The sequence below is a fragment of the Hydrogenophaga sp. GW456-12-10-14-TSB4 genome (genome assembly GCF_059424305.1).
Window position 1 is genome coordinate 1 of the sequence record NZ_JBWKZH010000072.1, and the last position, 22,784, is coordinate 22,784.

Here is a 22,784-nt window from a genome sequence, read left to right on the forward strand (position 1 = left end):
GGGTGGGGGCGGCGGTTTGAGCAGCTCGATCTGCTGCACCGCGCGCTTCTTCGACGGCTCGGCGGGCTCGCCCAGCAGCTTGTAGAGCCACACGGCGAGCGCGATCAAGGCAGCGATCAGCAGCCCCACGGCCACGACACGGAACAGGCGCGGGTTCATGAAGTCAGCGAAGAAGGTTCACTTCACGAGGCGTTGCGTGACCAGGCCGATCTGGTTCAGATCGAGCCGGCCCAGCAGGTCGAGCACCTCGACCACCTTCTCGTACTGCACGGCGGAGTCGCCCTTGACCACGATCGGGAACTCCGGCGTCGCGGCCTTGAACTGCAGCAGGCGCGCCTCCAGGTCGGCCAGCGTGGCCATGGGGTAGGCGTCGAGGTAGAGCGCACCGGTCTCGGTGATGGTGATGGCGCGCGTGGCCGGCTTGGCCAGGCTGGGCGTGTTGCTGGCCTTGGGCAGGTTGACCTTGATGCCCTGCACCGAGGCCGTGGTCATGAGGATGAAGATGACCAGCAGCACGTAGGCCAGGTCGAGCATCGGGGTGATGTTGATGTCGTCGTAGACGGCACCGTCTTCCTGAACCTGTGCCATGGCGTCAGTCTCCGTAGGTCTCGGCCATCTTCGTGACGAATTCGTCCACGAAAACCGTCATGTCGTTGGACAGGGCCTTGATCTTGGTCTGCAGGTAGTTGTAGCCAAACAGCGCCGGGATCGCGACGCCCAGGCCGGCCACGGTGGCCACCAGCGCGGCCGCGATGCCGGGCGCGATGGCGTTCACGTTCACGTCGCCGGCGGCGGCGATGGCCGCGAAGGTGATCATCACGCCGACCACGGTGCCCAGCAGGCCGAGGAAGGGGCCGCCCGAGATCGCGATCGTCAGCAGCACCATGCCGCGGTCCAGCCGCTGGCGCTCGCGCGTCATCTGGGCGTCCAGCGCGGCGCGCACGGCGAGCATGGCGCGCTCGCTCACCGAGGGCGCGGTCACACCGTCGTGCTCCACCACCGGCGCCTTCGGGTCGCCCAGGTGGAAACGCGACTTCAGTTCGCGCGCGCCCACCTGGTAGATGCGGTGCAGCGGCGAGTGGTGAAACTGCGCGGATGGGGCGGTCAGGCTGTCGAGCTGGCGGGCGTGCTCCTGCGCGCCGGCGTCGAGCGAGCGCAGCGTCGCGCTGAGCTGGTCGAAGGCTTCGCCGAAGCGCGGGTTGCTTTTCTCGACGCGCGAGAGCAGCACCGCCTTGGCCCAGATCACGTAGATCGCCACGAGCAGCATCAGCACGCAGATGATGGTGACCACCCAGCCGTCGACGGTCAGGTTGTTCATGGTGGCCACGAAGTAGCCGGTCTCGCCACCGGTGTCGGTGGTCTCTTCCTGGCCCATGCGCACCAGGCGGCCGGCCTGGCCCTGCGAGTCGGCCTGCGCGGCGATCCAGGCTTCGGTGCGCTGCACGGTGGACACCTGCACCTCGTCGATCTCGCCGACCAGGCCGCCGCCGATGCGCAAGGCCCCGGCAGGCGCGAAAGCGGCCGGCAGGCTGGTGGCGACCTTGCCGTCGATGTAGAGCACGGTGTTGCTGCCGGTGCTCACCGCGATGTGGCGCCAGGCACCGAGGGCCAGCGGCGCGCCGCCCGGTGCGGTGGCCGCCGCCACGCCGAGCACCGGCACGCCGCCGCGCAGCGAAAGCGTGAGGCCACCGAAGGCCAGCAGCTCGCCGTCGGCGCGCTCGGGCTTGATCCAGGCCGAGAAGGTGAAACCGGTGGCGGCCTGCAGTGTGGCGTCGCCCGCCTGCAGGCCACCGTCGGCGTTCAGGCGGGCGGCGCCGCCGATCAGGCCGCTGGGCACCGGGGTCGAGGTGCCGCCGAGCACGTGGTGGCCGGCGCCCGCGCTGTCCTGCGGCAGGCCGCTGGTGTCGCCCAGGTGGTACACGGCCCACTGGGAGGCGTCGTAGAGGCCGGTGGCCGCCACCGGCTGCGCGGCCTCGTTGCCGTAGTACAGCCAGATGTGCTGCGCCGCGTTGCTCCCGGCCAGGCGCGGCACCTGCACCCACACGAAGGCGAGTTCGTTGGCGCTGTCGAAGCGCTCGATGTGGTGCGGCAGCACGGTCTTCCCGTCCTCGGCCACGAAGCGCAGGTCGGACGCGTTCTCGTTGGCGGCGATGAAATCGAAGTTGCCGGTGGACAGGCGCACCAGCACCGGCACGCCCGTCACCTCGGCGGTGATGCCGGCGGCCTGGGTGTCCAGGGTGATCTTCTTGCGGATGGTCCAGGCCTCGTCCCACCACGCTTGGGCGGACAGGGGCAGCATCAGCAGGCAGACAGCGAGGGTGAGGAAGCGTTTCATGGGAGGGGCATCAAAAAGCCGGCCCACGCGAGAGCGGGGCCAGCACAGAAAGGTAAGAAGGAACGGTGGCGCGGGTGTTACAGAAGGGGGGAACCATCCATTCGGACTATTCGCTGCCGAAGCCCAGCACATCGACGCGCACCACCGACGGCCGCAGCGCGGCGGCCAGTTCCTGCGCGGCCTTGGCCGAATCGGCCGCGGCCTGGTTGAGCGCCTCGACCACGCGCGAGGCGTCGTCGCCGCCCGAGGTGGCGCCGGAGGACGCCGCCGTCACCGCGCTGGTGTCGGCCACCGGCGTGCCGGTGCTCGAACCGCTCGCCGAGATGTTGTCGGCGCCCAGCACCACCTGCGCGGCGATGTTGAGGTTGCCGGCGCGGATGCCGGCATCGCCGGCGTTGACCTTGCCCTTGGGCGCGATCAGGTCCACGTCGCCCTCGCGTCCGCCGCCGGTGGACAGGGCCGCGATGCCCGAACCCGTGGCGGCCCCCTGGAGCACCTGCGTCACGTTGCCCTGGGCGTCGATCAGGATCAGCGGCGGCGGCACCACCGAGGCGGTCTTCTTGCCTTTGCCGGCGTCGATGTCGCCTTCGCTGGACCACAGCACCATGTCGCCACCGCCGAGGGTGAGGAGGCGCGACTGGTTCACGAGCACGTCACCGCGCGCGAAGCCGCGCACGCGGCCCTCGCCGATCACCGCGATGCCGAGCACGCCGCTGTCGGTCAGGCCGATGCCCGAGCCCGGCGGCTGCGTGGCGATCAAATGGGCCGGTGTGTTGGCCAGGCCCACCACCACGTCGCCGCCCGGCACCATGAAATCGATGTCGCCACCGGCCTCGGTGAGGATGCGGCTGGCGAACAGGTTGAGCGACCCCTGGTAACGCGCGAAGCCGCCCTGCGGCGTGCGCTCGGCCATGCCGGGGAAGGCCAGGTCGAGCACGGCGTAGCCGCGGCTGTAGTCGCCCGCGAAGTCGCTCTCGGGGCGGTTGCGGTCGCGACCGGTCTCGCGCAGTGCGGTGTAGACCATGGTGCGCACGCGCTCGCGCTGCGCATTGGCCGGCAACGCCTGCAAGGCGCGCACGGCGTCGGCCGCGTTCGCGGCGTCCAGGCCGGTGTTGCCGGTGAGCCAGCGCGCGGCCCAGAGCGCGCCCACGTCGCCCGGCGCGTTGCCGAGTTGCGTGAGCAGGCGGCCGATCACGTCGGTCTCCTGCCAGGCCGCGTCGCCGATGCCGGCGTAGATGTGCAGGTCCGCACCCTGCGAGGACAGCGCCGGGTTGTCGAGGTTGCCGCGGCTGACGATGCCGGCCGAGGTGCCCAGGTCCACGTCGCGCCCGGCGCGCACTTCGAGCCGGCCCGGGCCGGCCACCCACACGTAGGAGCCCGACGTGCGCGAGGTGCCGGTGGAGCTGAACACCACGTCGCGCCCGGCCTGCACCACCGACACGTCGTCGTCATCGTTGTGCTGGATCGACAGGCCCAGGTTGCGCACATCGCGCCCGGCCTTGACCGAGACCGGCTTGGCGCTCGCGAGGTTGAGCTTGGTCGACTGACCGACCACGTCGCCTTCGCTGGCGTGCAGCAGCGCCGGGGTGTCCGATCCCAGGTGCACCGGCACGGCGGCGTGCGCGGTGGCCGTGCTGGTGGCGAAGGCGCTGCTGCGCGTGACAGGATGCAGCACATCGGGCAGCGGTGCCATGTCGCTGAGGTTCAGGCTCGCGGCCAGGTTCACCTCGTCGCGCGCCAGCAGCGCGAGCTGCCCCGCCGCGGAAGGCTGCAGGGTCGAGCTCAAACCGTCGACCACCGCCCGGCCCTGCGGTGCGGTGATCTCCAGGCTCGGCGGCAACACGCCCATGGCGATCGCCGCGTTGTAGTTCGCCGTGCTGATCAGGAAGTTGAGCGGCGCCCGATAAGTCTGGTTGGTGGTGATCAGCGACGCCAGCTCGCTGGAACCGGCGGGCCGGTTGTGGAACACCACGTCACCCGTGAGGCTGCCCATGTGGAGGGCGGCGGCGTCGCTGTAGGTGGAGAACAGGCTCCACTGCGGGCTGGCGGAGGTGGCCACGTTCACGCCGGTGCCGCTGCCCGAGGACTGCACCACCAGGTGCGGGTTGATCACCGCGTGGATGCCCACGTCGCCGCGCGCCGTGACCTTGGCCTGCGTGTCGCCCATCGCGAGGATGGGGAAGAGCGCGCGCGAGCCCGTGCCCACGGTGACGCGCTCGCCGGCCTCGATGTTCCCGCCCGCGGCCAGCCGCAGCGCGCCCCGGTCGGCCTGGTACTGGCCGCCCTGGATGTCGCCGCCCGCCTCGACCCGCACCGAACCGCCGCCGGTGACCACCAGGGTGTTGGTCGCCGGCGTGGTGCCGGTCGAGCGTGCCTGCGTGGGCGCACTGGCCGAGAGGTTGCTCACGTCGTTGCCGGCGCGCAGCGTCACGTCGCCGCCGCCGAGCGCGCCCACGCCCTGCTGGAAGCGGTCGAAGCGGACCCACCAGCCCGGGGCCGTGGCGTAGCTGTCGCCGGTGGTGTGGGTCTGGCCCTGGCGGAACAGCCAGTTGCTGTAGAGCTGCTGCGAGCGCGCGAGCGACTTGATGTCGCGCCCGGCGTCGATCACCACGTCGCCGCCCTGCTCGCTGAACTGGGCGTTGGCCGGCACGGCGAAGCCGGCCACCGGCGCGGCCAGCTTGCCGGCGGTGTAGATGGCGGACTCGGCGCTGGCGAGCACCACGTCGCGGCCCGCGTGCACGCGGATGTCGCCGGTGCCGGTGCGCAGCAGCTTGCCGGCGGCCAGGGTCACGTCGCCCGTGCCGGCCACGGTGGCGTGGCGGTTCGCGGCGCCGAGGTCGGCGCCGGCGGTCACGTTGACGCTCCACGAATCCTGACCGCGCAGCGTGGCCGGCACCGGCGAGGTGGGGGCGCAGGTGGTGGTGGCGCACGGCGTGGCGGTGCTGAAGCCGTCGGAGAGGTGGCTGTCCAGCTTCACGTTGCCGGCCGCGCGCAGCGTGAGCACGCCGGGCTGGCCGCCCGCGTGGCTGCCGTCCAGGTTCCAGTCGTTGGCGAGGGTGAGGTCGCCCTGCGAGCGCACCTCCACGCCCGAGACCACCTGGAAGCGCGCATCGGCCGCCTGGCCCAGCCGCGATTCGATCGCGCCGTGGCGCGCCGCGAAGTTGTTCAGGTCGGCGTTCACCGTGGCCAGCGAGAGCTCACCCGCCACGTTGCCGCTCGCCGTCAGGCGGCCGATGTTCTCGTGCACCTTGACCGCTTCCAGGCGGACCGTGTCCACGCCGTCGAAGGTGGAGGCCACTTGCGTGACGGCCACGTCTTCGCTGGCGCCCGAGCCGGTGCGGCGCGCGCGCAGCTGCACCTCGCCGCCGCGCGCGCCCTGCGCCGCGATGGTGGCGCCCTGCTGCAGGTCCAGCACACCGTCGCTCGACCCGAGCTCGACCGTGCCGCCGTTCTGCGCCGCGTCCGTGGCCTGCACCGAGATCCGCGCGCCACTGGCCAGCGTGAGATCGCCCTGGGCCTGCACGCTCACGCGCCCGCCTTTCGCGCCGCTGGCGTCCAGCGTGCCGGCCACGCGGATGCCGCCGCCGTCGGCGGCGATCGCGATGTCCTGCGCGCGCACCGTCTGCCCCGCCTGCAGCTCGAGGTCGCCCGTGCGCACGCGGTAGGCCTGTTCCTGCGTGAAACCGCCCTGCCCCACCGCCGCCGCGAGCGCGGAGAAATCGGCCACGCGGCCCACGTCCACCGCGATCCGCGCGCCTTCACCGCCGCCCGTCGCGGCCTGCCCTTGCAGGCTGCCCGCGGCGAGGTCGAGCGTGCCGCCCGGCGTGCGGATCTCGATGCGGCCGGCATCGCCGCCCGCGACGGCCGACACGCCGATGCGCGCGCCCTGCTCCACCGTGATGCCGCCGCTGCCCTGCGACTGCAGGCTCACCCGGCCGCCGTCGGTGGCGCGCTGGGCATCGAAATAACTTACATGGCGACCGCCCGCGTCGATCTCGGCGGTGGCGCCCACGCGCAGCTCGCCGCTGCGCGACGTGAGGCCGAGTTCGCCCGAGGGCAGCACGGCGCGCGCACCGAAGTCCAGCGACTCGCCTTCGAGCTGCCAGCGCGAGCCCAGCGCGGAAGCAGCGGCCGCCGCGTCCGCACCGGCCAGGCGTTCGACGGCCAGGCGACCGCTGGCGTTGAGGGTCTGGTTCGACGCCTCGGTGCCGACGATCGCGCCGGTGGCCACCGTGGTGGTGCTGGCCGCCACGGCCAGCGAGCCCGTGCCCACGCCGGCCAGCGTGCCCGCGTTCAGCGCCACCGTGTCGAAGCCGTCGATGCGCTTGGCGCCTTCGCCCAGCTCCAGGCGGTCGGCGTGCACCGTGAGCGCGCTGCCCGGGGCGGCGCTCACCGGCGCGGCCGTGGCGCCCGCTGCGTTGGCGAAGCTCACCGTGCCCGCGCGCACCGTGGCCTGGGCGTTGCCCTGGCCCGAGAGCGCGGCGGCGCGCAGGTCCAGCCGGCCCAGCGTGGCCTTGCCGTCGGCGCCCTGGGCACCGAGCTGCGTGTCGCCATACAGGTCGATCGACGAATAGCTGCGCAGGGCCAGCGCGTCCAGCGTGTCGAAGCGCGCGAGGTCCGCGTTGTCGTAGACCACACCGCCGGTGCCGGCGGGCACCTCGCCCAGGCTGATGCGCGAGGCGCCGATGTCCAGCCGCCCGCCGCTGGAGCCGCCGAAGCCGAGTTCGCCCTGGAAGCGGTTGTCGGCCGTGGCGTCGAGGACGATGGCCGGCGCGTCGATGCGGCTGCTGGCCGCGCCCACGATGGTGCCGGTACTGCGGTCCGGCGCGCCGGTGCGCTCGTAGGCCACGGCGTCCACGCCCGCGCGCACCAGCGCCCCGTTGCCGGCCACGCTGAAGGCGCGGCCCGAGCCCGCCGGGCCCTGCGCCTGCAGGCGGCTGCCCTCGGTCAGTTCCACGCGCTCCGAGCCGGTCAGGATGATGTCGGCCGCGCGCAGCGCCGAGGCTTCGTCGTTCGTGAGCGTGACCTCGCGCGCACCGACGGTGATCACGTCGGCGTTGCCCTGCGCGCGGCGCTCGCCACCGATGAGGAGGCTGGCCGCGCCCAGCGCGTTGAGGTCCTGCGCGGCGATCACGGTGGCGCCGCTGGTGGTGGGCGCGGGCCCCGCCCCCACCACCTCGATGCGGTCGGCCGACAGGTCCACCGCCGCGCCGCGCCCACCCTGGGCCGCCGCGGTGAGGAACTGGCCCTGCAGGCGCAGCGCGTCGGCGCCCGTGCCTTGCGTGACCAGCGAGAGGCGCCCCGCGTCGGCGGCCTGCGCGCTGCCGGCGCCGAAGAAGTCGGCCGCGCGCGTCACGGTGTACTCGGCGCGATCGCGCACCTGGTCGGCGGTGAACACCTCCACCGCGTTCCACTGGCCCGGCGTGGGCGCCTGCGTGCGCGTGTCGGTGACGAAGCCGGCCGCCACGCGCACGCCGTCGGCGCGCGTGTGGACCTGCGAGGGCAGCAGCGCGGCGGCGTTGTCGCTGAGCCGCACGGCGAAGGCACCGGGCAGCAAGGCGTAGCGGCCCGGCAGCAGCACATAGCGGCCGTCGGCCAGGCCGGGCACGCCGCGCAGTTCGATCGCGCCGGAGCGCTCCAGGCGGCCGTCGAGCGCGGCGTCGCCCGGCGCGAAACCGGCCGCATAGGCCGGCAGCACGGCGTACACGCCGTCCTGCGCCAGGAAGTCGAGCGAACCGCCCGGGCCGACGGTGAATTCGTCGGCCTGCAGGTCGCCGCCACCGCGCAGGTCCACGCGCGCGCCGGCCTGCACGTTGACGCTCGCGCCCTCGGTGCGGATGCGCTTGCCGTCGAGATGGTCGATGGTGCGGCCCTGCCCTTCGCCGTACACCCAGGCGCGACCGTTTTCGATGCGGCCATACGGAATGAGGCCCTCGGCGTGCACCGAGGTCAGGCTGCCCGATTGCAGTTCGAGCGCGCCGCGCGCCTGCAGGTCGATGGCGCCCATCGGCGCCCACACGCGCCCCGCCTGGGTGATGTCACCCGCCTTCACGGTCAGGCTGCCCTGGGCCGACAAGGGCATGGAAGGCTCCACCCCCACCGCATGAATGCGCACGTCGCCCTGGGGCACGTCGATGGTGAATTGCGCGTCGGTGCCCGGCGCGACCACGCCCGCGTGCAGGTCCAGGTCCCCCCCGACGGTGAGCGAGCCTTCGCGCTGCGACGACGACGCGCCTTCCAGCCGGATCTCCTGCCGCCCGGTGAGCCGCACCTGGTCGGCACCGGCCACGGTCACGCGGCCCTGCACGCGCAGCAGCCCGGCCTGCACGTCCAGCGTGGCCGGACCGCCGGTGGGCGCGGCGACGGTGGTGTTCGGGCTGTTCGACAGCAGCACCTCGTGCGCCCGCACCTGCGCGCCCGCGCCCTGGACCTGCAGCTGAGCCGCGTCCAGGCGCACGAAGCGCAGCTCGCGCGCGCCGGCCGCGGCCTGCAGCTGCACGCCGTCGGCCAGCGCGATGCGGTCGGCGCTGCTCAGGTTCAGCGCGTCGAAGCCGGCCTCGCGCAGGGCCGTGGCCGAGAGGCGCACGTGGCCGTTGTGCGCGTTGTCCAGCGCCGCGCCAGGGGCCAGGCCCGCGCTCTGGTCGGCCACGGTCTGCTCGACCGTGAGCTGGCGCGGCCCGATCGGCGCACCGGCCGCCGCGCGCGCGGTGGCGTCGGTGGCCGTCAGGGCGAACACGAAGTCGCCGCCGCGCGCGTCGGCCGCGCGCGCCTGGGCATGCACCGTGCCGTCCAGCAGGGCGCCTTCGGTGGTGCCCACGCGCAGCGTGCCGGCGCTGGCCGAGACCGGCTGCCCCAGGCCTTCGGCCGCACCGGCGTTGTCCCCCCGGGTGGCGGCGCTGCCGCTGACATCGATCACCGAGCCGGCCTGCGTGACCACGTAGGCGTTGGTGCCCTGCAGCTGCACCGTGCCACCGTCCTTCACCTGCGCGCGCACCAGGCCCTGGTCGTCGACCTCGGTGCGCACCACGCCGCTGGCGTCCAGCCGCGCGTGCTCGCCCAGCCAGACCGCCGCGTCGGCGCGGAACGGGTCGGCGGTGCCACGGTTCACAGTGGCGCTGATGGTGCCGCCCTGGGCTTGCACCTCCCCCAGCAGCTTGACCTGGGCGCGCGCGCTGAACGACACGTTCGCGCCCGGTTCGGCCAGGATGCGCGCGCCCTCGCCCAGCGTGACCGTGCCGGCCGTGCCGTCCAGCGTGGCCGGCGCGCTGAACGCGAGGTTGACCGCGCGGCGCTCCAGCGGCGAGCGCACCTCGTTCTGCAGCACCTGCGCGAGCGGGGTACCGGTCGAGGCGGTGCCCGCATCGGAGACCAGCGCGCGGGTGGTGAGCAGGGGCTGCAGCACGGTGCCTGCCACGATGTCCACCGAGCGGTCGCCGCGCACGTTGACCTGCTCGAAACCGCCCTGCGAGAAGAAATCCGCCGCGAGGTGGGTGGCATCGGCGGGCAGGCCCGCGCCCGAACCGCCCACCACCATCGCCGGTGCGCCCAGGGTCAGGCTGCCGCCCTTGTCGCCGCCGAGCGCGCTGAGCTCGCCGCCGAGCGACAGCCCGGTCGCGCCCGAAAGCTCGATGGCGCCGCCATCGCCCAGGGTGGTCTTGCCTTTCGCATCGATGCGCGCACCGCCGTCGGCGCGCAGCACACTGCCCGCGCCGAGCGCGAGCACGCCGTCCGAGGCGATCACGATCTGGCCGCCGTCCGCCGGCGCCACCGGCGCGTTCGTCTGCGGGAGCCGGGGGTTGAGGTGAGTGAAGCCACCGCTCACATCGATCGTGCGGCCGGCCGCGACGGCCAGCCGGGGGGCGGGGGCGGCGGTGTTGACCACGTTGCTCGCGGCATTGAGTTCGATGCGCCCGCCGCGCGCGCTCAGGTTGGCATCCACCTGCACGCTCTGGCCGGTCACCGAGAGCGCGCCGCCGGGCTCCATCGCCAGGTCGCTGCGGATCACCACCTCGTTGTTGCCGAAGACCTCCAGCCGGGCCACGCGGTCCTTGCCGAGCAGGCGCGGGTCGATCACCAGCGTCTCGGTGAACGACGGATCCAGCGCGTCGCCAAAGCCGAAGCCGGTCTGCAGGCCCGCGAGACCGCGCTCGATCAGCACGCGCTGGTTGAGCTTGAAGTCGCCCTCCACCGCCTTGCTGCCCAGTTGCAGCGTGGCGCCGGCCGGTGCGCTGCCGCTGGCCTGTTGCAGCGTGCCCTGCACGGTGCGCCCGACCACATCGCCCTGCATCACGGTGGCCTTCATGCCGACCACGTTCACGCGGCCGGCGTCCTTGCCCTGCACGTAGCCCGCGTCGTAGCGCTGCGCGGCGCCGGTCTCGATCACGTCGGTGCGGTTCCAGCGGTCGTGGTCCACCCGGAAGCGCGAGGCGTCGCCGTCGTAGCGCGTGCCCGCCGTGGCCTCGGTCGCGTCGACCAGCTTGCCGTTGGTGATCAGCACCGACTGCTTCACCATGCCGGCCCGGTAGTCCACACTGCCGCCGGAGACGTCGATGGTGGCGCCGCTCTCTACGATGGTCTCGCCCTGCGAGCGCAGGGTCACCGTGCCGCCGCTGGTCGCGCGTTCGGCCGCGCCGCGCTGCAGGCGGGCCGCGTAGCTCTCCAGGCTGTCCTTGGCCACCAGGGTGTCCAGGCCGCCCTCGGCCAGCGCCAGCGCGCGCTCCACGTCCATGTACACCGTCTGGCCGCGCAAGGGGCCGTTGCGGTTCACCGGCGAGTCCTTGAGCTCGTCGCCGCGCAGCTCCACCGCCACACTGTTGCGCCCCACGTCCACCGCCACGTCCCGCAGGCCCGAGACGTCGATGACCGCGCCCTCGGCGATGTGCAGCCGCGCGGTGTTGGAGACATAGGAAGACCCGGGCCGGGTGAAGGGGTCGTTGGCGCCGCCCGCGCCCGGGTTGTCCTGCGCCGTGATGTCGACCGTGCCCGAGGGGGCGACGATGCGCGAGCCGCTTTCCAGCCGCACGTCCTGACCCACCACCTTCACCACCGAGGGCTTTTCCAGCCGGTCGCCGTTCTTGCCGTCCTGCGCGGTGGCGCTGCTGTCGGTGTCGATGCGGACCTCGGTCAGGCTGCCCGCGCCGATCACCACGCGCCCGCCGCGCGTGGGTTCGCTGTTGCTCACCGCGCGGTCGCGCGCCAGCAGGTAGACCGAGCCGTTCTGCACCACCGAGCTGGAGGCCGAGGCCAGGCCCTTCTGGTTGACGGCGTAGCCGATCATGGTCACGTTGCCGCGATCGGCCGAGAGGCTGCCCAGGTTGGTCACGTGGCCGAGCAGGTCGTCCGCCGGGTGGGTCAGTGCGATCTCCTGGTCGCCGATCTTGCCGTTCACCACGCCGGCGTTGGCCTGCTCGTAACCGTTGAGCGCGGCCGGGCTGTCCACCTCGACCAGCAGGCCGCTCACATTGCTGTCCACGCCGGAGGCCGAGCGCAGGTAGAGCTTGCTGGCGGCGGCCATGATCACCTGGCCATCGGGCGCGCTCACGCTGCCCCGGTTCACCACCGTGGGCGCGATCAGCATCACGCGACCGAACTGGCCGGCGCTGATGCGCGCGCCCTCGAACACCTTGATGAAACCGCGCGCCTCGCCACCGTCCAGCGCCAGCTGGAACTGCGGCGTCAGCGTGTTGCTGGTGAGCAGGTTGTCGACGAACTGGTCCGCCATGTTCAGCGTGCTGGCGGTGAAACTGTTGAGGTTCACCTGCGAGCCGCCCATGAAGGCGATGCCGTTGCTGTTGACCAGGATGATGTTGGCCTTCTGGCCGTCCGCCTGGCCGATGGCGCCCGCGATCACGCTGGGGTTGATGTCCCAGATGCGGTTGAGCGTGGTGAAGCTGGCCCCCTTGACGGGTTCGTTGCTGCTCAGGTCGTGCACCTGGCGGAACTGCACGCTGTGGCCCGCGCCGATGTTGAAGCTCTTCCAGTTCAGGACCGCCTTGTTGCCGACCTGGTTCACGAAAGCCTGGTGGGCCGTGGCCTGGGTGAGCGCCGCCTGGTAGGCCGCCTGCCCGGCGGTGACGAAGGGCGGCAGCGCCCCGCCCGCGCTGGGCACGGGCAGCTGCTGCGCGCCCAGCGGCGCGGCGATCAGCAGCGCGGCGGCCAGGGCCCCGGCCCCGCGCGCCCCGCTGGCGGCCTTGCCCTGCGCACGAGCGCATTCGGCCACGGCGACGAGGGTGCCCAGGTGGCGACTGAAAACGATGCGGTGGCGTTGGCGGTTCATGGAACGGTCCTCGGAAAAGAGCTCACCACTCGTAGGTGAGGCTGAAATGCAGTCGGTGGTCGCCGCGGGCGGTCGTGCCCACGGGCTTGAGCGGGTAGGCCCACCACAGCGCGCCCTGCAGGCCGCTGGCACCGCGCGCGCGCAGGCCCAGGCCCACGCTGGCCAGGGTGTAGCGGCTGGTCGCGGTGATGGGATCGACCACGCGCACGTGGCCGGCGTCGACGAAGGCGAGCGCGCGCAGCTCGCTCACGCTGTCCGTGCCCAGGCGCGCGGCGACGTTGGGCGTGCGGCCTTCCAGGCTCAGGGCCACGCCCTGCTCGCCCAGCGCGGCCGATTCGTGGTAGCCGCGCACCGTGTCCAGGCCACCGATGGCGAACTGCTCGTTGGAGATCAGGGGCTGGCCCGAGAGCTGCCAGCTGCCACGCCAGTCGATGCCCCAGTCGCCAGGCAGGGTGCGCTCCTGCGAGGCGTGGCCGCGCAGGTAGACGTAGGACGGGCGGCCCTGGTAGCGCTTGTCGGCGAACTCCTGCTCGCTGCCGCCCAGGCCGTTGACGTGGAAGTTGAACGAGATGCCCGCGCGCGTGGTGCGCTTCTCGCCCAGCCAGGTGCCGTCCCAGCCGAGGGTGAACGGCGTGTAGGCGATCGGCGTGTTGAAGCCGCCGCTGCCGATGAGCTTGACCGACTGATCGAAGTCCTTGTGGTCGATGCCGAAGCTGGCGCTGTGGAAGAAGCCTTCGTTGCCTGGCAGCGGGCGGATGTAGCGCGCGCCCACGATGTCGCCGCGGCCCACCACGTTGAGCGTGCCCACCGCGGAGACGTCGGAATCGGAGCGGATGCCGTAGAGCGCCAGAAAGCCCCCGTTGGCCAGCGGCCAGGTGTAGTTGAGCGAGAACACCTGGCTCTCGCCAGGTTCCTGCGGGGCGGTCTGCACCGTCAGGCCGATGCTGTGCTGGCGGCCCCAGAGGTTGTCCCAGCGCAGGCTCGCGCTCGCGCGTGTCCGTGTCGTGTCAGGGCTGTAACGGTCGTTGATTTCGAGGTTGCCGTGGAACGGCAGGCGGTCCTGCACCTTGAGGTCCACCTCCACGGTGCCCGGCGTCTTGCCCGGGCGCAGCACCGGCGTCACGCGCCGGTCGGGGCTGCGGTTGAGCGCGGTGAGCTCGGCCTGCACGTCCTGGAAGTTGGGCACGTTGCCCTCGGCCAGCTGCGGCGCGGCTTCCTTGATGGCGTCCAGGCTGTAGTAGCGCGACTCGGTCACGCGCAGCCGGTCCACCGGCGCTTCGGTCACCTGCAGGCGCACCACGCCTTCGTTCACGCGCTGCTGCGGGATGCTCACCAGCACCGTGAGGTAGCCGGCGCCGTGGTAGGCCTTCTCCAGCGCCTCGCGCGCCTTCTCCACGTCGGCCAGCGTCTTCTGCTCGCCCATGTGGCCATAGACCGCGCGCTCGACGGCGACGGCGGGCAGCAGCGTGGCGCCCTCGACGCGGTACTCGAACACATCGAAGCGCGCGTCCTGCGCGTGCGCAGTCGAAAGAACCAGGCCGGCGGCCAGCAGCAGGAGGCGGATCGGTTTCATCGGATCGGGCGTCTTCAAACAGAAAAGGGCGAAACGCGGCAGGCCGCGTTTCCCCGACATCGGCCCACCCCGAAGGGCGGCCGAAGGATTGCGCTGAGGCCGATCAGGGCTTCAGGGCGGGCTGGCAGGACAGCGCGTTGCGGGTGAATTCCGACACGTTGGCGCCGTTGGCCGGCACGCCGGCGGCGCCGGTGATGAACAGGCCGCGCAGGTTGGTGATTTCCGGGTTGCCCAGGGAAGCGATCACGCTGGAGATGTAGGCATCGCCGTCGCCGCCCGACTGCTCGTAGGGCACGAAGCCTTCGAGCTCGAACCACATCGGGTAGGTGCCGCGCACCGCGTTGACGCGGTTGTTCAGGTCTTCGGTTTCCACGCCATTGAGGCCGACCTGTGCGTTGGGCGAAGCGCCGTTGAGGCGGACATAGGCCCAGTTGCCGGCGGCGTCACGGGCGTTTTCCATCGACAGCACGCCCAGGGCGTAGCTGTTGTTGGCGGCGGTCACCAGGCCACCCGAGACGTTGCCGCTGGAGCTGTGCTCTTCGACCAGCAGCTTGGTCAGCGGGGTGTTGCCGCTGTACACGTCGGCACGGCGCAGGGGCACGTAGAAGCCGGTGTTTTCGGCCACGCCGCAGGGGTTGTTCAGGAACTGGATCGACGAAGCCGATTGCGTGCCCGAGGTCGGCGTGCGGCGCAGCAGCTGCACGGTGTCGGCGGCGGCGCCACCGAAGAACGCGCCGTTGATCGTGCCGCCGGTGTTGACCGAGGCGACCGAGGCGTACTGGGCGGTGGAGATCGAGGGCTGGCAGGCGCCCGGCACCATGGTGTCGCACAGCTCGCCGTCGTCGGCCACGGTGTTGATCAGGCCCTGGCTCTTCTGCAGCTGGCGGTAGAGCTTCTTGCTCACGCCGACGCCGAAGGCCTGTGCCACGTTGGTGCGGTAGGTCGTGCCCACTTCATCGACCGAGGTGGCGATGTTCAGCAGGGTCTGGTTGACCTTGTACTCGGTGTCGGAGAAGCCGCCCGAAGACTGCTTGGGCGCGGTGTCGCCGGCGACGTTGACCGAGGCGGCCACGGTGGGCGTGGCCAGGGTCACGGTGGTGCGGGCGCAGTTGGTGTAGCGGCGCACGCTGTTGGCCTGGCCGGAGATGGTCAGCGAGGCGGTGGCCGGGGCGGCGACGGCGCAGTTGCTGCCGTTGTCGAGCTGGCGCAGGTCGGTGGTGCGGGTCAGCGTGGCGGGGATTTCGGCGTTGGTGTCGCCGAAGGCGCGCAGGGACGGGGTGTAGGCGTTGAAGGAACCGCCTTCGACGGTGTGGTAGACCACCACGTCGGCGCCTTCGAAGGCACCAGCACGGCCGTCCACGGTGTTCACGGTGCAGGCGTAGGCCACGTTGTTGCCGGCGCCCTGACCGGGTGCCAGGGCGTTGGCGCCGGTGTTCTGCAGGTAGACCGACAGGTTCATCGTGCCGGGGTTGGTCACCACTACTCCGGCGGCGTTGCGGTAGGTGGCGCCCGAGCACAGGGTGGCGAAGCCCTGGAAGGCGTTGTTCAGCACGGCGGAAGCGCCGGTGATCCAGACTTCCTTGAGATTGCCGGAGGCTTCGACCTGGGCCGGCGTGAGGGCGAAGGCGGGTGCTGCGCACAGGGCGGCGCAGGCAAGAGCGAGTTTGCCGAGTTTCATGATGGATTCCGATGGAGGTTGGGAAAGAGAAACGGGGAGTGCGAGCGCGAAGACCGGGCCCGCGCGAAGCGGCAGGCCCGGGGCAGGCCGATCAGGCCTGGCGGCGGCTGCGGCGGCGGGCCACGCCAGCCATCAGGCCCAGGCCGGCGAGCAGCATCGCGTAGGTCTCGGGTTCCGGCACGGGGTTGGCGAAGGTCAGCGTGGCGGTGGCGACGTCGAAGGTCCACTTGCCGAGTTCGGCGCCGGCGATCGTGCCGTTGCCGTCGAGGTCCACGCCGAAGGCGGCGCGGGTACCGTCACCGGCGAGGTAGAAGAAGTTCTGGGCCACGTTCAGGCGGGCCGTCGAATCGGGACCCTGGCCGACCCAGTTGTCGCCGGTGGCAGCGGGCACCGCACCGTAGTAGGCACTGGGCGACGAAGCGATGTCGGCCGAGCTGGCCCAGCTGGCGCCGTTGGCTTCCGTGGCGTGCGTGCCGCGGGTGTTGTTGGCGACGATGTAGGGGTTCAGGTTCTGGAACGCGTTCAGGGCGCCGGGCGTCACGTTCACGGTGTTGAGCACCGAGGTCGTGAGGTAGCTGGCGTTGCCCAGGGCGGTGCCGACGTTGTTGAGGGCCACGACGCTGAACTCGATGGCGGCCGCGCCCGCGGCGCCGACAGCGCTCAGGAACGACTCATACACGTCACCGTAGTTGGGGTCGGTCAGCGTGAAGCTCTGCGTGAAACCGGCGGTGTTGCGGTTGTCGGCGAAGGACGACATCGCGGCGCCGAGGTCGAACAGCGCGGAATAGTCGTTGTTGCCGCTGTTGACCGCACCGTTGTAGTAGCGGAGGTTGACGACCAGTTCGCCATTGCCGGAGGTGGCATCGGCGATGGTGGCCTGGGCGGAACCGGCTGCGGCACCCAGCAGGGCGGCCAAGGCAATCAGTTTGAGTTTCATGTGTGAGTCCAATCTGGAGGTGAAGGAACGAGGAACGGAAGACAAGGAACTTTTCGCGCTGGTCAACGCCAAAGACTGGGTTGAACAGGGAGGACTTTAAAAATCCAACGTTGCACCTCATGGGTGCGGTTCCCGGCTCTGGATAGTCCGTTCAGGTAGTGAAATCCGTCACACACCCCTTCACCCCGATCGACTCATACCGCGTCGGTGTGCGCGATCAGCCGCAGCGTGGCGCTCTTGCCCACGGCCTGCGCGCGGTTGTTCACATTGAGCTTGCGCATGATCTTCTGCAGGTGGTTCTTCACCGTCGGCGGACTGATGCCCAGGATCAGGCCGATCTCCTGGTTGGTCTTGCCGTTCTTCACCCAGTGCAGCACCTGGATCTCGCGCTTGGACAACAGCGTGGCCGGCTGCATTTCGGCGCCGCCCTGCCCGCTCTCGCGCAGGCGCATGCGGTGCAGCGCCAGGTGCAGGTGGGGCATGAGCAGTTCCAGCAGGTAGGCATCGCGTTCGTTGGGCACGTGGTCCAGCCCGGCGAAGACGAAGAAGCTGCCGTACTCGCCCTGGACTTCGCGCACACCGTGCACGGCCACGTGCTCGAAGCCGCAGTTGCGCAGGTCGCTGATGAGTTGGCGCCGCCCCACCTGGTCGCCACCCTGGCAACTGAGCAGGCGAGGCACGCGCCCGCCGCGCAACCAATCGTCCACCAGCCGCGGCAGCAGGCCGTCGGTCGGGTCGGTGACCTGGGCCTCCACGCGCGCGCTGGGCACGTGGCTGGAGAAGGACTCCACGCGCAGGCGCATGCGCTCGACATCGCCGTGCGCGCACCACAGGGCCTGGTGCGCGATGAAGCCTTGCAGCGCGCCCTGCGCCCAGAGGAAGAACTGCGAACGGGTCTGCACCTCGAGCGCGCGCTCGATGGTCATGAGCAGGTGTTCGAGGTCGCTCGCGTTGAGCCGGACGAAAGACCGGGTCGGGCTCATGTCGCGCCCTCCCCGGCCTGGGGCGTGGCCGGCGCGCTCGCGCCACCGGCCTCGAACACCCATTGGCGGTACGAGGCCTTGCCGGCGAACGCCGCGTCGCGCGAATCGAAAGCCGTGCGCAGGGGCTCGGCCGTCGAACGGCTGTGGATGCCGACGATGCGGTCCCCCGCCTTCACCAGCGCCCAGGCCGTGTCGTTGGTCAGCGGGTCGCGCCAGATCCGCCGCAGGTGCCGCACCGGCATGGGGAAGCGCCGGTCCTGCAGCAGCTCCTCCAGCGTCGCGGGCGCAGTCGGCGAACCGACCGGGCTGCGGTCGCGGTACGACGCCAGCGCGAGGCGGAACTGCTGTCCCACGAACAGCAGCTCGGCCTCCTTGTCGCGCCGTGCGGCGGTGTGCCACACCTCGCCCGCGCCGGCCAGCGTGAGGCCCATGGCCGCCAGCGCGAACAGCACCATGAGATAACCGAAGCCCCGTTGGCGGCCCCTGCGCGCGCTCGCGCGCTCACCATTGTTCATACGTTTTTCCCTCCTCGATGGCACCACTGCGGATGTCCCACACCCCGCCCGTCTGTCCCGCTGTCTCGTCGCCGGGCCGCCCGGGGGGCGGCACCAGCGTCCAGCTGTCGTTGTTCTGGGTGATGGGATCGGTGGGCAGGCCGCGCAGGTACCGCTTGTCCACCAGCTCGGCGAGCGTGGCGGGGTAGCGGTCGTTGTCGGCGTGAAATTTGTCGATGGCGTCGCGCGTGACGGCGAGCGTCTCGCGCAGCGCGGTCTCGCGCGCGCGGTCCAGGTGCGCGAAGTAGCGCGGCGTCACGAGGGTCAGCAGCGTGGCGATGATGGCCATGACCACCATGAGTTCGATGAGGGTGAATCCACGCGCGCGCATCACCATTCCTTGTAGGGCTGGCCGTTGAGGCCGATGCGCCCCGAGCGCGAGTAGACGTCGTACACGTCGTTGCCCGCCGCGGGCGCGTCGGGCGGGCTGTTGTAGGCGCGCAGGCCCCAGGTCTCGGCGGCGCTGGCCTCGCGGTCGGTGGCAAAAGGATCGCGCGGCAGGCGGCGCAGGAACAGGATGCGCGCCGGCGTGGGGCTCTTCGCGTCGGGCACGCCCTTCACCAGGTCCTCGAGCGAGGCCGGGTAGCCGCTGCCGCCCACGCGCGCCTCCACGCGGCCCTCTTCCACCGCGCGCTTGTGGGCGTCGAGCGCGCCCCGAATCTGCCGCAGCGCGCTGCGCAACTCGTGCTCCCTGGCCCGTTGCACATTCAGCTCCACCAGGGGCACCGCGACCGACGCCAGGATGGCGACGATGGCCACGGTGACCACCAGTTCGATGAGCGTGAAGCCCCGGGCCCGGCGCGTCATGGGGACTGACCGGTGGGACGCTCGGGCGCCAGCGGCGCGACGGGCGTGAGCGTGACGGACGACGGCGCGCCAGGCGCCGCTGGTGGCGCGGCGGGCGCGTCCTGCGCGGGCGCGGGGGCCGCGCTGGCGGGCTCGCGCGGTTCGACAGGGGCCTCGTCGGCCGCCGCAGGCGCTTGCACGGCGGGCGGTGCGGCGGCGCGCGGCGCAGCGCCGCCGCCACCGCCGCTGAGCGACAAGGTGCGCGGCGCGGTGCTCTTCAATTGCAGCGGCGGCGCGCCCACGCTGGCTTCGGAGCCGGCGGGTTCGTTGAAGGCGTTGCTGTCGGGCCGCGCCACGTTGCGCACGATGCGCGGCGTGATCAGCAGCACGATCTCGGTCTTGCTGTTGTTGTCGCGGGTGCTGGAGAACAGCCGCCCGATGGCCGGGATGTCACCCAGGCCGGGCAGGCGGTTGGCGCTGCTGCGCTCCTCGTCGTTGATCAGGCCGGCGAGCACCTGCGTCTCGCCGTCGCGCAGGCGCAGCACCGTGCCCGCGCTGCGCGTGCCGATCTGGTAGGCCAGCGAGTTCGACGGGCCGGTCACCTCGCGGATCACCGAGCTCACCTCCAGCTGCACCTTGATGCCGACCTCGTCGTCGAGGTAGACGTTGGGCTCCACGTCGAGCTTGAGGCCCACGTCGAGGTAGGACACCGAGGACGACACGCCCACGTTGGCGGTGGAGGTGGTGGTGAACACCGGCAGCTTGTCGCCGATGTGGATCTTGGCCTTCTCGCGGTTCTTCACGCGGATGCGCGGGTTGGCCAGGGTGTTGCCGTCGCCGGCCTCGCTGCGCAGGTTGAGGGTGATGGCGGGGTTGGCCACGAAGGAGGTCAGGCCGCTGCGGTTGCGCAGGTCCACATAACCTTCGGCGAGCTGGCCGCCCAGCGTGGTGTTGCTCTGCGTCACGCCGTTGTTGACGATGGTGGTGGCGATGTTGGGCTGCAGCCGGCCGTAGCCGATCTGGTCGGGGAAACGCAGGCCCAGCTCCTGCAGGCGGCTGCGGGTGACCTCCAGCACCTCCACGTCCAGCATCACCTCGGGCTCGGCCATGTCCAGCGAGGACAGCAGGCGCTCGGCCAGGCGCACCGCCTCGGCGGTGTCCTTGATGATCATCAGGTTGAGCTTCTCGTCGATGAAGATGTCGCGCGTCTTCACGATGGTGCGCACCATGGCCTGCGCCTGCTTCACGTCCGCATTGGCGAGGAAGAAGCTGCGCGTGACCAGCTCCTTGTAGTCCCGCGCCTTGGCCGGCGTGTTCGGGTAGATCATCAGCGTGTTGTCGTTGAGCAGCTTGCGCTCGAGCTGGTTGGTGGTGAGCACCAGGCCGATCACCTCCTCCACGCTGGCGTTGCGCACGAAGATGGTGACGCGCGCGTCGGAGCGCACGTCCTTGTCGAACACGAAGTTCACGCCCGAGGTGCGCGCGATCACGTCGAACACCTGCTTGATCTGCACCTCGCGGAAATCGAGCGTGATGGGTTTGCCCAGCGCGGCGGCCAGGGCCTGCGGCGGTTCGTCGGGGCGCGGCGCCTCGGCGCGCACACGCTCGAGCGCGCGGCGGGCCTCGACATGGGTGGGCGCGAGCGACAGCACCTCGCGCAGCACTTTTTCGGCGCCGGCGTTGTCGCGCTTGGCCAGCAGGGCCCGCGCCTCGACCATGCGGGCGGCGACGCGGCGCTCGTTCTCCAGCGCGATCAGGCCGTCGCGCAGGCGCGGGTTGTTGGGGTCGAGCTTCTGCGCGCGCTGGTACAGCGCCTGCGCCTCATCGAGCCGGCCGGCCAGGCGCTCGCTCTCGGCCTGCGCGCCCAGTTGCGCCGACACCCGGTCGCGCTGGCGGAAGTAGATAGTGCGCAGCTCGTTGTGGTTGCCCGATTCGCGCAGGCCCTCTTCCAGGCGGGTCACGCTTTCGTCGAGCCGGCCGGCGGCCATCAGGGCTTCGCTCTCGCGGATGGCGGGGTGCGTGGCGCAACCGGCGATCACGGCCAGCACCAGGACGGCCGCGAAGCGGCTGGAGAGGGGCAAGAGGTTCAATTCGGGCTTCCAAACAGCAGGCGCTGCGTTTCATTGAGCGGCAGGTAGGTCAGGCGCATGCCCTGCGGGGTGATCTCGTCGACGCGGTAGTTGGGCCACTGGTCGCCCTGGCGCACCAGGCGCGGCCGCGCATCGGCCGCGCCCTCGGCCAGGAACACCACGACGGCGCCGCCTTCCTCCATGCGGCCGACGTAGCGGTAGGGCAACGGCGGCGCGCTGGGCGGCGGTGCCTGCACCGCCACGGGCGGCGGGGGTGCGGGTGGGCGCCAGTTGCGGACCGCGAACAGGTTGCCGGCGGCGGCTTCCATGCGGGGCTCGCCGTCGGGCGGCATCCGGGCAGCAACGGGATCGGCCCTGGGCGTGTCCATCGGCGCGCGCGCCGTGCGCTGCGGCGCCGTGGGCTCGGCCAGCAGCCCGTCCTCGGGCGCCTCGATGCCGGCCGCGTACCAGGTCGCGGCCAGGGTGAAGGCCAGGCCGAGCAGCAGGCCTGTCGATCGCGAGAGCGCCATCACGGCGTCCTCAGGTAGAAAGACCAGCGCACCCGCGCCTCGACGCGGTTCTCGCCCGCAGAACCGCGCGAGAGGCTGAGGTCGTCGAGCGCGATCGAGGGCAGGCGGTTGAGCACCTCGCCCAGCCACGCGCGCAAAGCCGGGTAGTCGCCATCGGCCGGCAGGGTGATCTGGTAGCGCTGCAGGCGCGTGCCGCCCTCGCGCACCAGGCGGTACTCGCCGTTGGCCAGCGTCACGCCGTGTTCGGCCGCACTGCGGTGGATGAACTGCACCGCTTCCAGCGCGGCGGCGGCATCGGGCAGCTGCCGCTGCAGGCCTTCGATCCGGCTGGCCTGCTCGGTGGCCGCGTCGGGCTGGCGCGCCACGCGCTCGCGCTCGCTGGCCAGCGACGCGCGCAGCGCTTCGGCCTGCGAGCGCGCGCCGTCGGCGCCCCAGTGCGCCAGCGCCACGGCCAGCAGCACCAGCAGCACACCCAGCGGCGCGGGCCAGCCGTGCCGCTGCAGAGCAAAGCGCAGGTGCGCACCCAGGTTCGGCGTCACGAAGGCGCTCCCCAGGCCATGTCCACCGAGAAGCGGATCACGGCCACCCCATCGGCGTTGCGCCACTCGTGCGAGCCCAGCACCGCCGATTTCGTCAGCGCGGACTGGCGCAGGCGCTCGACGTAGTCCACCGCCTCGGCCATGGTGGCGGCTTCGGCGGTGATGCGCAGGGTGCGCGCCGCGCCCTGCGCTTCCACGCCGAGCAGGGCCACGCGGGTGTCGGCCACGGTTTCGAGTTCGCGCAGCAGGCGACCCCAGGGCTGCGAGAGCGCGGCATCGGCGCGCGCGCTGGCGCGCACCAGTTCCGGCGCCACGGCCGGCGCCGCGTTGCCACGCGCGCGCTGCTTGCTGCCGCGCGCCTGGCGCTCGGCGTGGTCCAGCGTGGACTGCAGTTCGTCGCGCGCCTGGGCGTAGTCCAGCGCGGCCACGGCCATGCTGGCCACCCCCACCAGCGTGAGCGCCCAACCCAGCAGCGAAGCGGGCGGGCGGCGGTTGAGAAAGTCGATGCGAAGCCTTTGCATGGT

General features: G+C 71.7%; 14 protein-coding genes. All 14 read right to left on the reverse strand.

Annotated features, from left to right (window positions below; all coding sequences use genetic code 11):
- Positions 1-177: 177 nt before the first annotated feature.
- The 14 genes from AC07ZS_RS25185 to AC07ZS_RS25250 all read right to left on the reverse strand — a co-directional run bounded on the left by AC07ZS_RS25185 (position 178) and on the right by AC07ZS_RS25250 (position 22,781).
- A complete protein-coding gene (locus tag AC07ZS_RS25185) occupies positions 178-588 on the reverse strand; it encodes an ExbD/TolR family protein (RefSeq protein WP_494801218.1) in 411 nt (136 codons plus the stop codon).
- A gap of 4 nt (positions 589-592) precedes the next feature.
- Positions 593-2,335, reverse strand: a complete 1,743-nt coding sequence (locus tag AC07ZS_RS25190; protein WP_494801219.1) for a DUF2341 domain-containing protein — start codon at positions 2,333-2,335, stop codon at positions 593-595.
- Between the two features lie 106 nt (positions 2,336-2,441).
- On the reverse strand, positions 2,442-12,611 hold the full coding sequence (locus AC07ZS_RS25195; protein ID WP_494801220.1) for a filamentous hemagglutinin family protein: 10,170 nt from the start codon (positions 12,609-12,611) through the stop codon (positions 2,442-2,444).
- Between the two features lie 22 nt (positions 12,612-12,633).
- Positions 12,634-14,184, reverse strand: a complete 1,551-nt coding sequence (locus AC07ZS_RS25200; RefSeq protein WP_494801221.1) for a ShlB/FhaC/HecB family hemolysin secretion/activation protein — start codon at positions 14,182-14,184, stop codon at positions 12,634-12,636.
- A gap of 103 nt (positions 14,185-14,287) precedes the next feature.
- Positions 14,288-15,862 (reverse strand): hypothetical protein, encoded by a 1,575-nt coding sequence (locus AC07ZS_RS25205; RefSeq protein ID WP_494801222.1) that lies wholly within the window; start codon positions 15,860-15,862, stop codon positions 14,288-14,290.
- A 91-nt stretch (positions 15,863-15,953) separates the two neighbouring features.
- Complete coding sequence (locus tag AC07ZS_RS25210; RefSeq protein WP_494801223.1) at positions 15,954-16,799, reverse strand: PEP-CTERM sorting domain-containing protein; 846 nt, start codon at positions 16,797-16,799, stop codon at positions 15,954-15,956.
- A gap of 194 nt (positions 16,800-16,993) precedes the next feature.
- A complete protein-coding gene (epsA, locus tag AC07ZS_RS25215; RefSeq protein ID WP_494801224.1) occupies positions 16,994-17,782 on the reverse strand; it encodes an XrtB/PEP-CTERM-associated transcriptional regulator EpsA in 789 nt (262 codons plus the stop codon).
- A complete protein-coding gene (locus AC07ZS_RS25220) occupies positions 17,779-18,297 on the reverse strand; it encodes a type II secretion system protein (RefSeq protein WP_494801225.1) in 519 nt (172 codons plus the stop codon). Before AC07ZS_RS25220 ends, epsA begins: the two co-directional genes overlap by 4 nt.
- Positions 18,284-18,667 carry a type II secretion system protein gene (locus AC07ZS_RS25225; RefSeq protein ID WP_494801226.1) on the reverse strand — a complete coding sequence of 128 codons (384 nt, stop codon included), beginning with the start codon at positions 18,665-18,667 and terminating at the stop codon, positions 18,284-18,286. The genes AC07ZS_RS25220 and AC07ZS_RS25225 overlap by 14 nt, the downstream gene beginning before the upstream one ends.
- Positions 18,667-19,143 carry a type II secretion system protein gene (locus AC07ZS_RS25230; protein ID WP_494801227.1) on the reverse strand — a complete coding sequence of 159 codons (477 nt, stop codon included), beginning with the start codon at positions 19,141-19,143 and terminating at the stop codon, positions 18,667-18,669. Before AC07ZS_RS25230 ends, AC07ZS_RS25225 begins: the two co-directional genes overlap by 1 nt.
- Positions 19,140-21,212: a secretin GspD/PilQ domain-containing protein gene (locus AC07ZS_RS25235; RefSeq protein WP_494801228.1), complete on the reverse strand. Its 2,073-nt coding sequence runs from the start codon at positions 21,210-21,212 to the stop codon at positions 19,140-19,142. Before AC07ZS_RS25235 ends, AC07ZS_RS25230 begins: the two co-directional genes overlap by 4 nt.
- Positions 21,209-21,721, reverse strand: coding sequence for a hypothetical protein (locus tag AC07ZS_RS25240; RefSeq protein ID WP_494801229.1), 513 nt, complete (start codon positions 21,719-21,721; stop codon positions 21,209-21,211). The genes AC07ZS_RS25235 and AC07ZS_RS25240 overlap by 4 nt, the downstream gene beginning before the upstream one ends.
- Entirely contained in the window at positions 21,721-22,260 is a 540-nt protein-coding gene (locus AC07ZS_RS25245; RefSeq protein WP_494801230.1) for a GspMb/PilO family protein, read from the reverse strand. The genes AC07ZS_RS25240 and AC07ZS_RS25245 overlap by 1 nt, the downstream gene beginning before the upstream one ends.
- On the reverse strand, positions 22,257-22,781 hold the full coding sequence (locus tag AC07ZS_RS25250; RefSeq protein ID WP_494801231.1) for a PilN domain-containing protein: 525 nt from the start codon (positions 22,779-22,781) through the stop codon (positions 22,257-22,259). The genes AC07ZS_RS25245 and AC07ZS_RS25250 overlap by 4 nt, the downstream gene beginning before the upstream one ends.
- Positions 22,782-22,784: the final 3 nt, after the last annotated feature.

Excerpts from the sequence above, each read along its gene's own strand:
- AC07ZS_RS25230 (WP_494801227.1), bottom strand. The coding sequence starts at position 19,143 with ATGACGCGCCGGGCCCGGGGCTTCACGCTCATCGAACTGGTGGTCACC.
- AC07ZS_RS25200 (WP_494801221.1), bottom strand. The coding sequence starts at position 14,184 with ATGAAACCGATCCGCCTCCTGCTGCTGGCCGCCGGCCTGGTTCTTTCG.
- AC07ZS_RS25240 (WP_494801229.1), bottom strand. The coding sequence starts at position 21,721 with ATGGCGCTCTCGCGATCGACAGGCCTGCTGCTCGGCCTGGCCTTCACC.
- AC07ZS_RS25250 (WP_494801231.1), bottom strand. The coding sequence starts at position 22,781 with ATGCAAAGGCTTCGCATCGACTTTCTCAACCGCCGCCCGCCCGCTTCG.
- AC07ZS_RS25195 (WP_494801220.1), bottom strand. The coding sequence starts at position 12,611 with ATGAACCGCCAACGCCACCGCATCGTTTTCAGTCGCCACCTGGGCACC.
- AC07ZS_RS25205 (WP_494801222.1), bottom strand. The coding sequence starts at position 15,862 with ATGAAACTCGGCAAACTCGCTCTTGCCTGCGCCGCCCTGTGCGCAGCA.
- AC07ZS_RS25190 (WP_494801219.1), bottom strand. The coding sequence starts at position 2,335 with ATGAAACGCTTCCTCACCCTCGCTGTCTGCCTGCTGATGCTGCCCCTG.
- AC07ZS_RS25185 (WP_494801218.1), bottom strand. The coding sequence starts at position 588 with ATGGCACAGGTTCAGGAAGACGGTGCCGTCTACGACGACATCAACATC.
- AC07ZS_RS25225 (WP_494801226.1), bottom strand. The coding sequence starts at position 18,667 with ATGCGCGCGCGTGGATTCACCCTCATCGAACTCATGGTGGTCATGGCC.
- AC07ZS_RS25210 (WP_494801223.1), bottom strand. The coding sequence starts at position 16,799 with ATGAAACTCAAACTGATTGCCTTGGCCGCCCTGCTGGGTGCCGCAGCC.
- AC07ZS_RS25220 (WP_494801225.1), bottom strand. The coding sequence starts at position 18,297 with ATGAACAATGGTGAGCGCGCGAGCGCGCGCAGGGGCCGCCAACGGGGC.
- epsA (WP_494801224.1), bottom strand. The coding sequence starts at position 17,782 with ATGAGCCCGACCCGGTCTTTCGTCCGGCTCAACGCGAGCGACCTCGAA.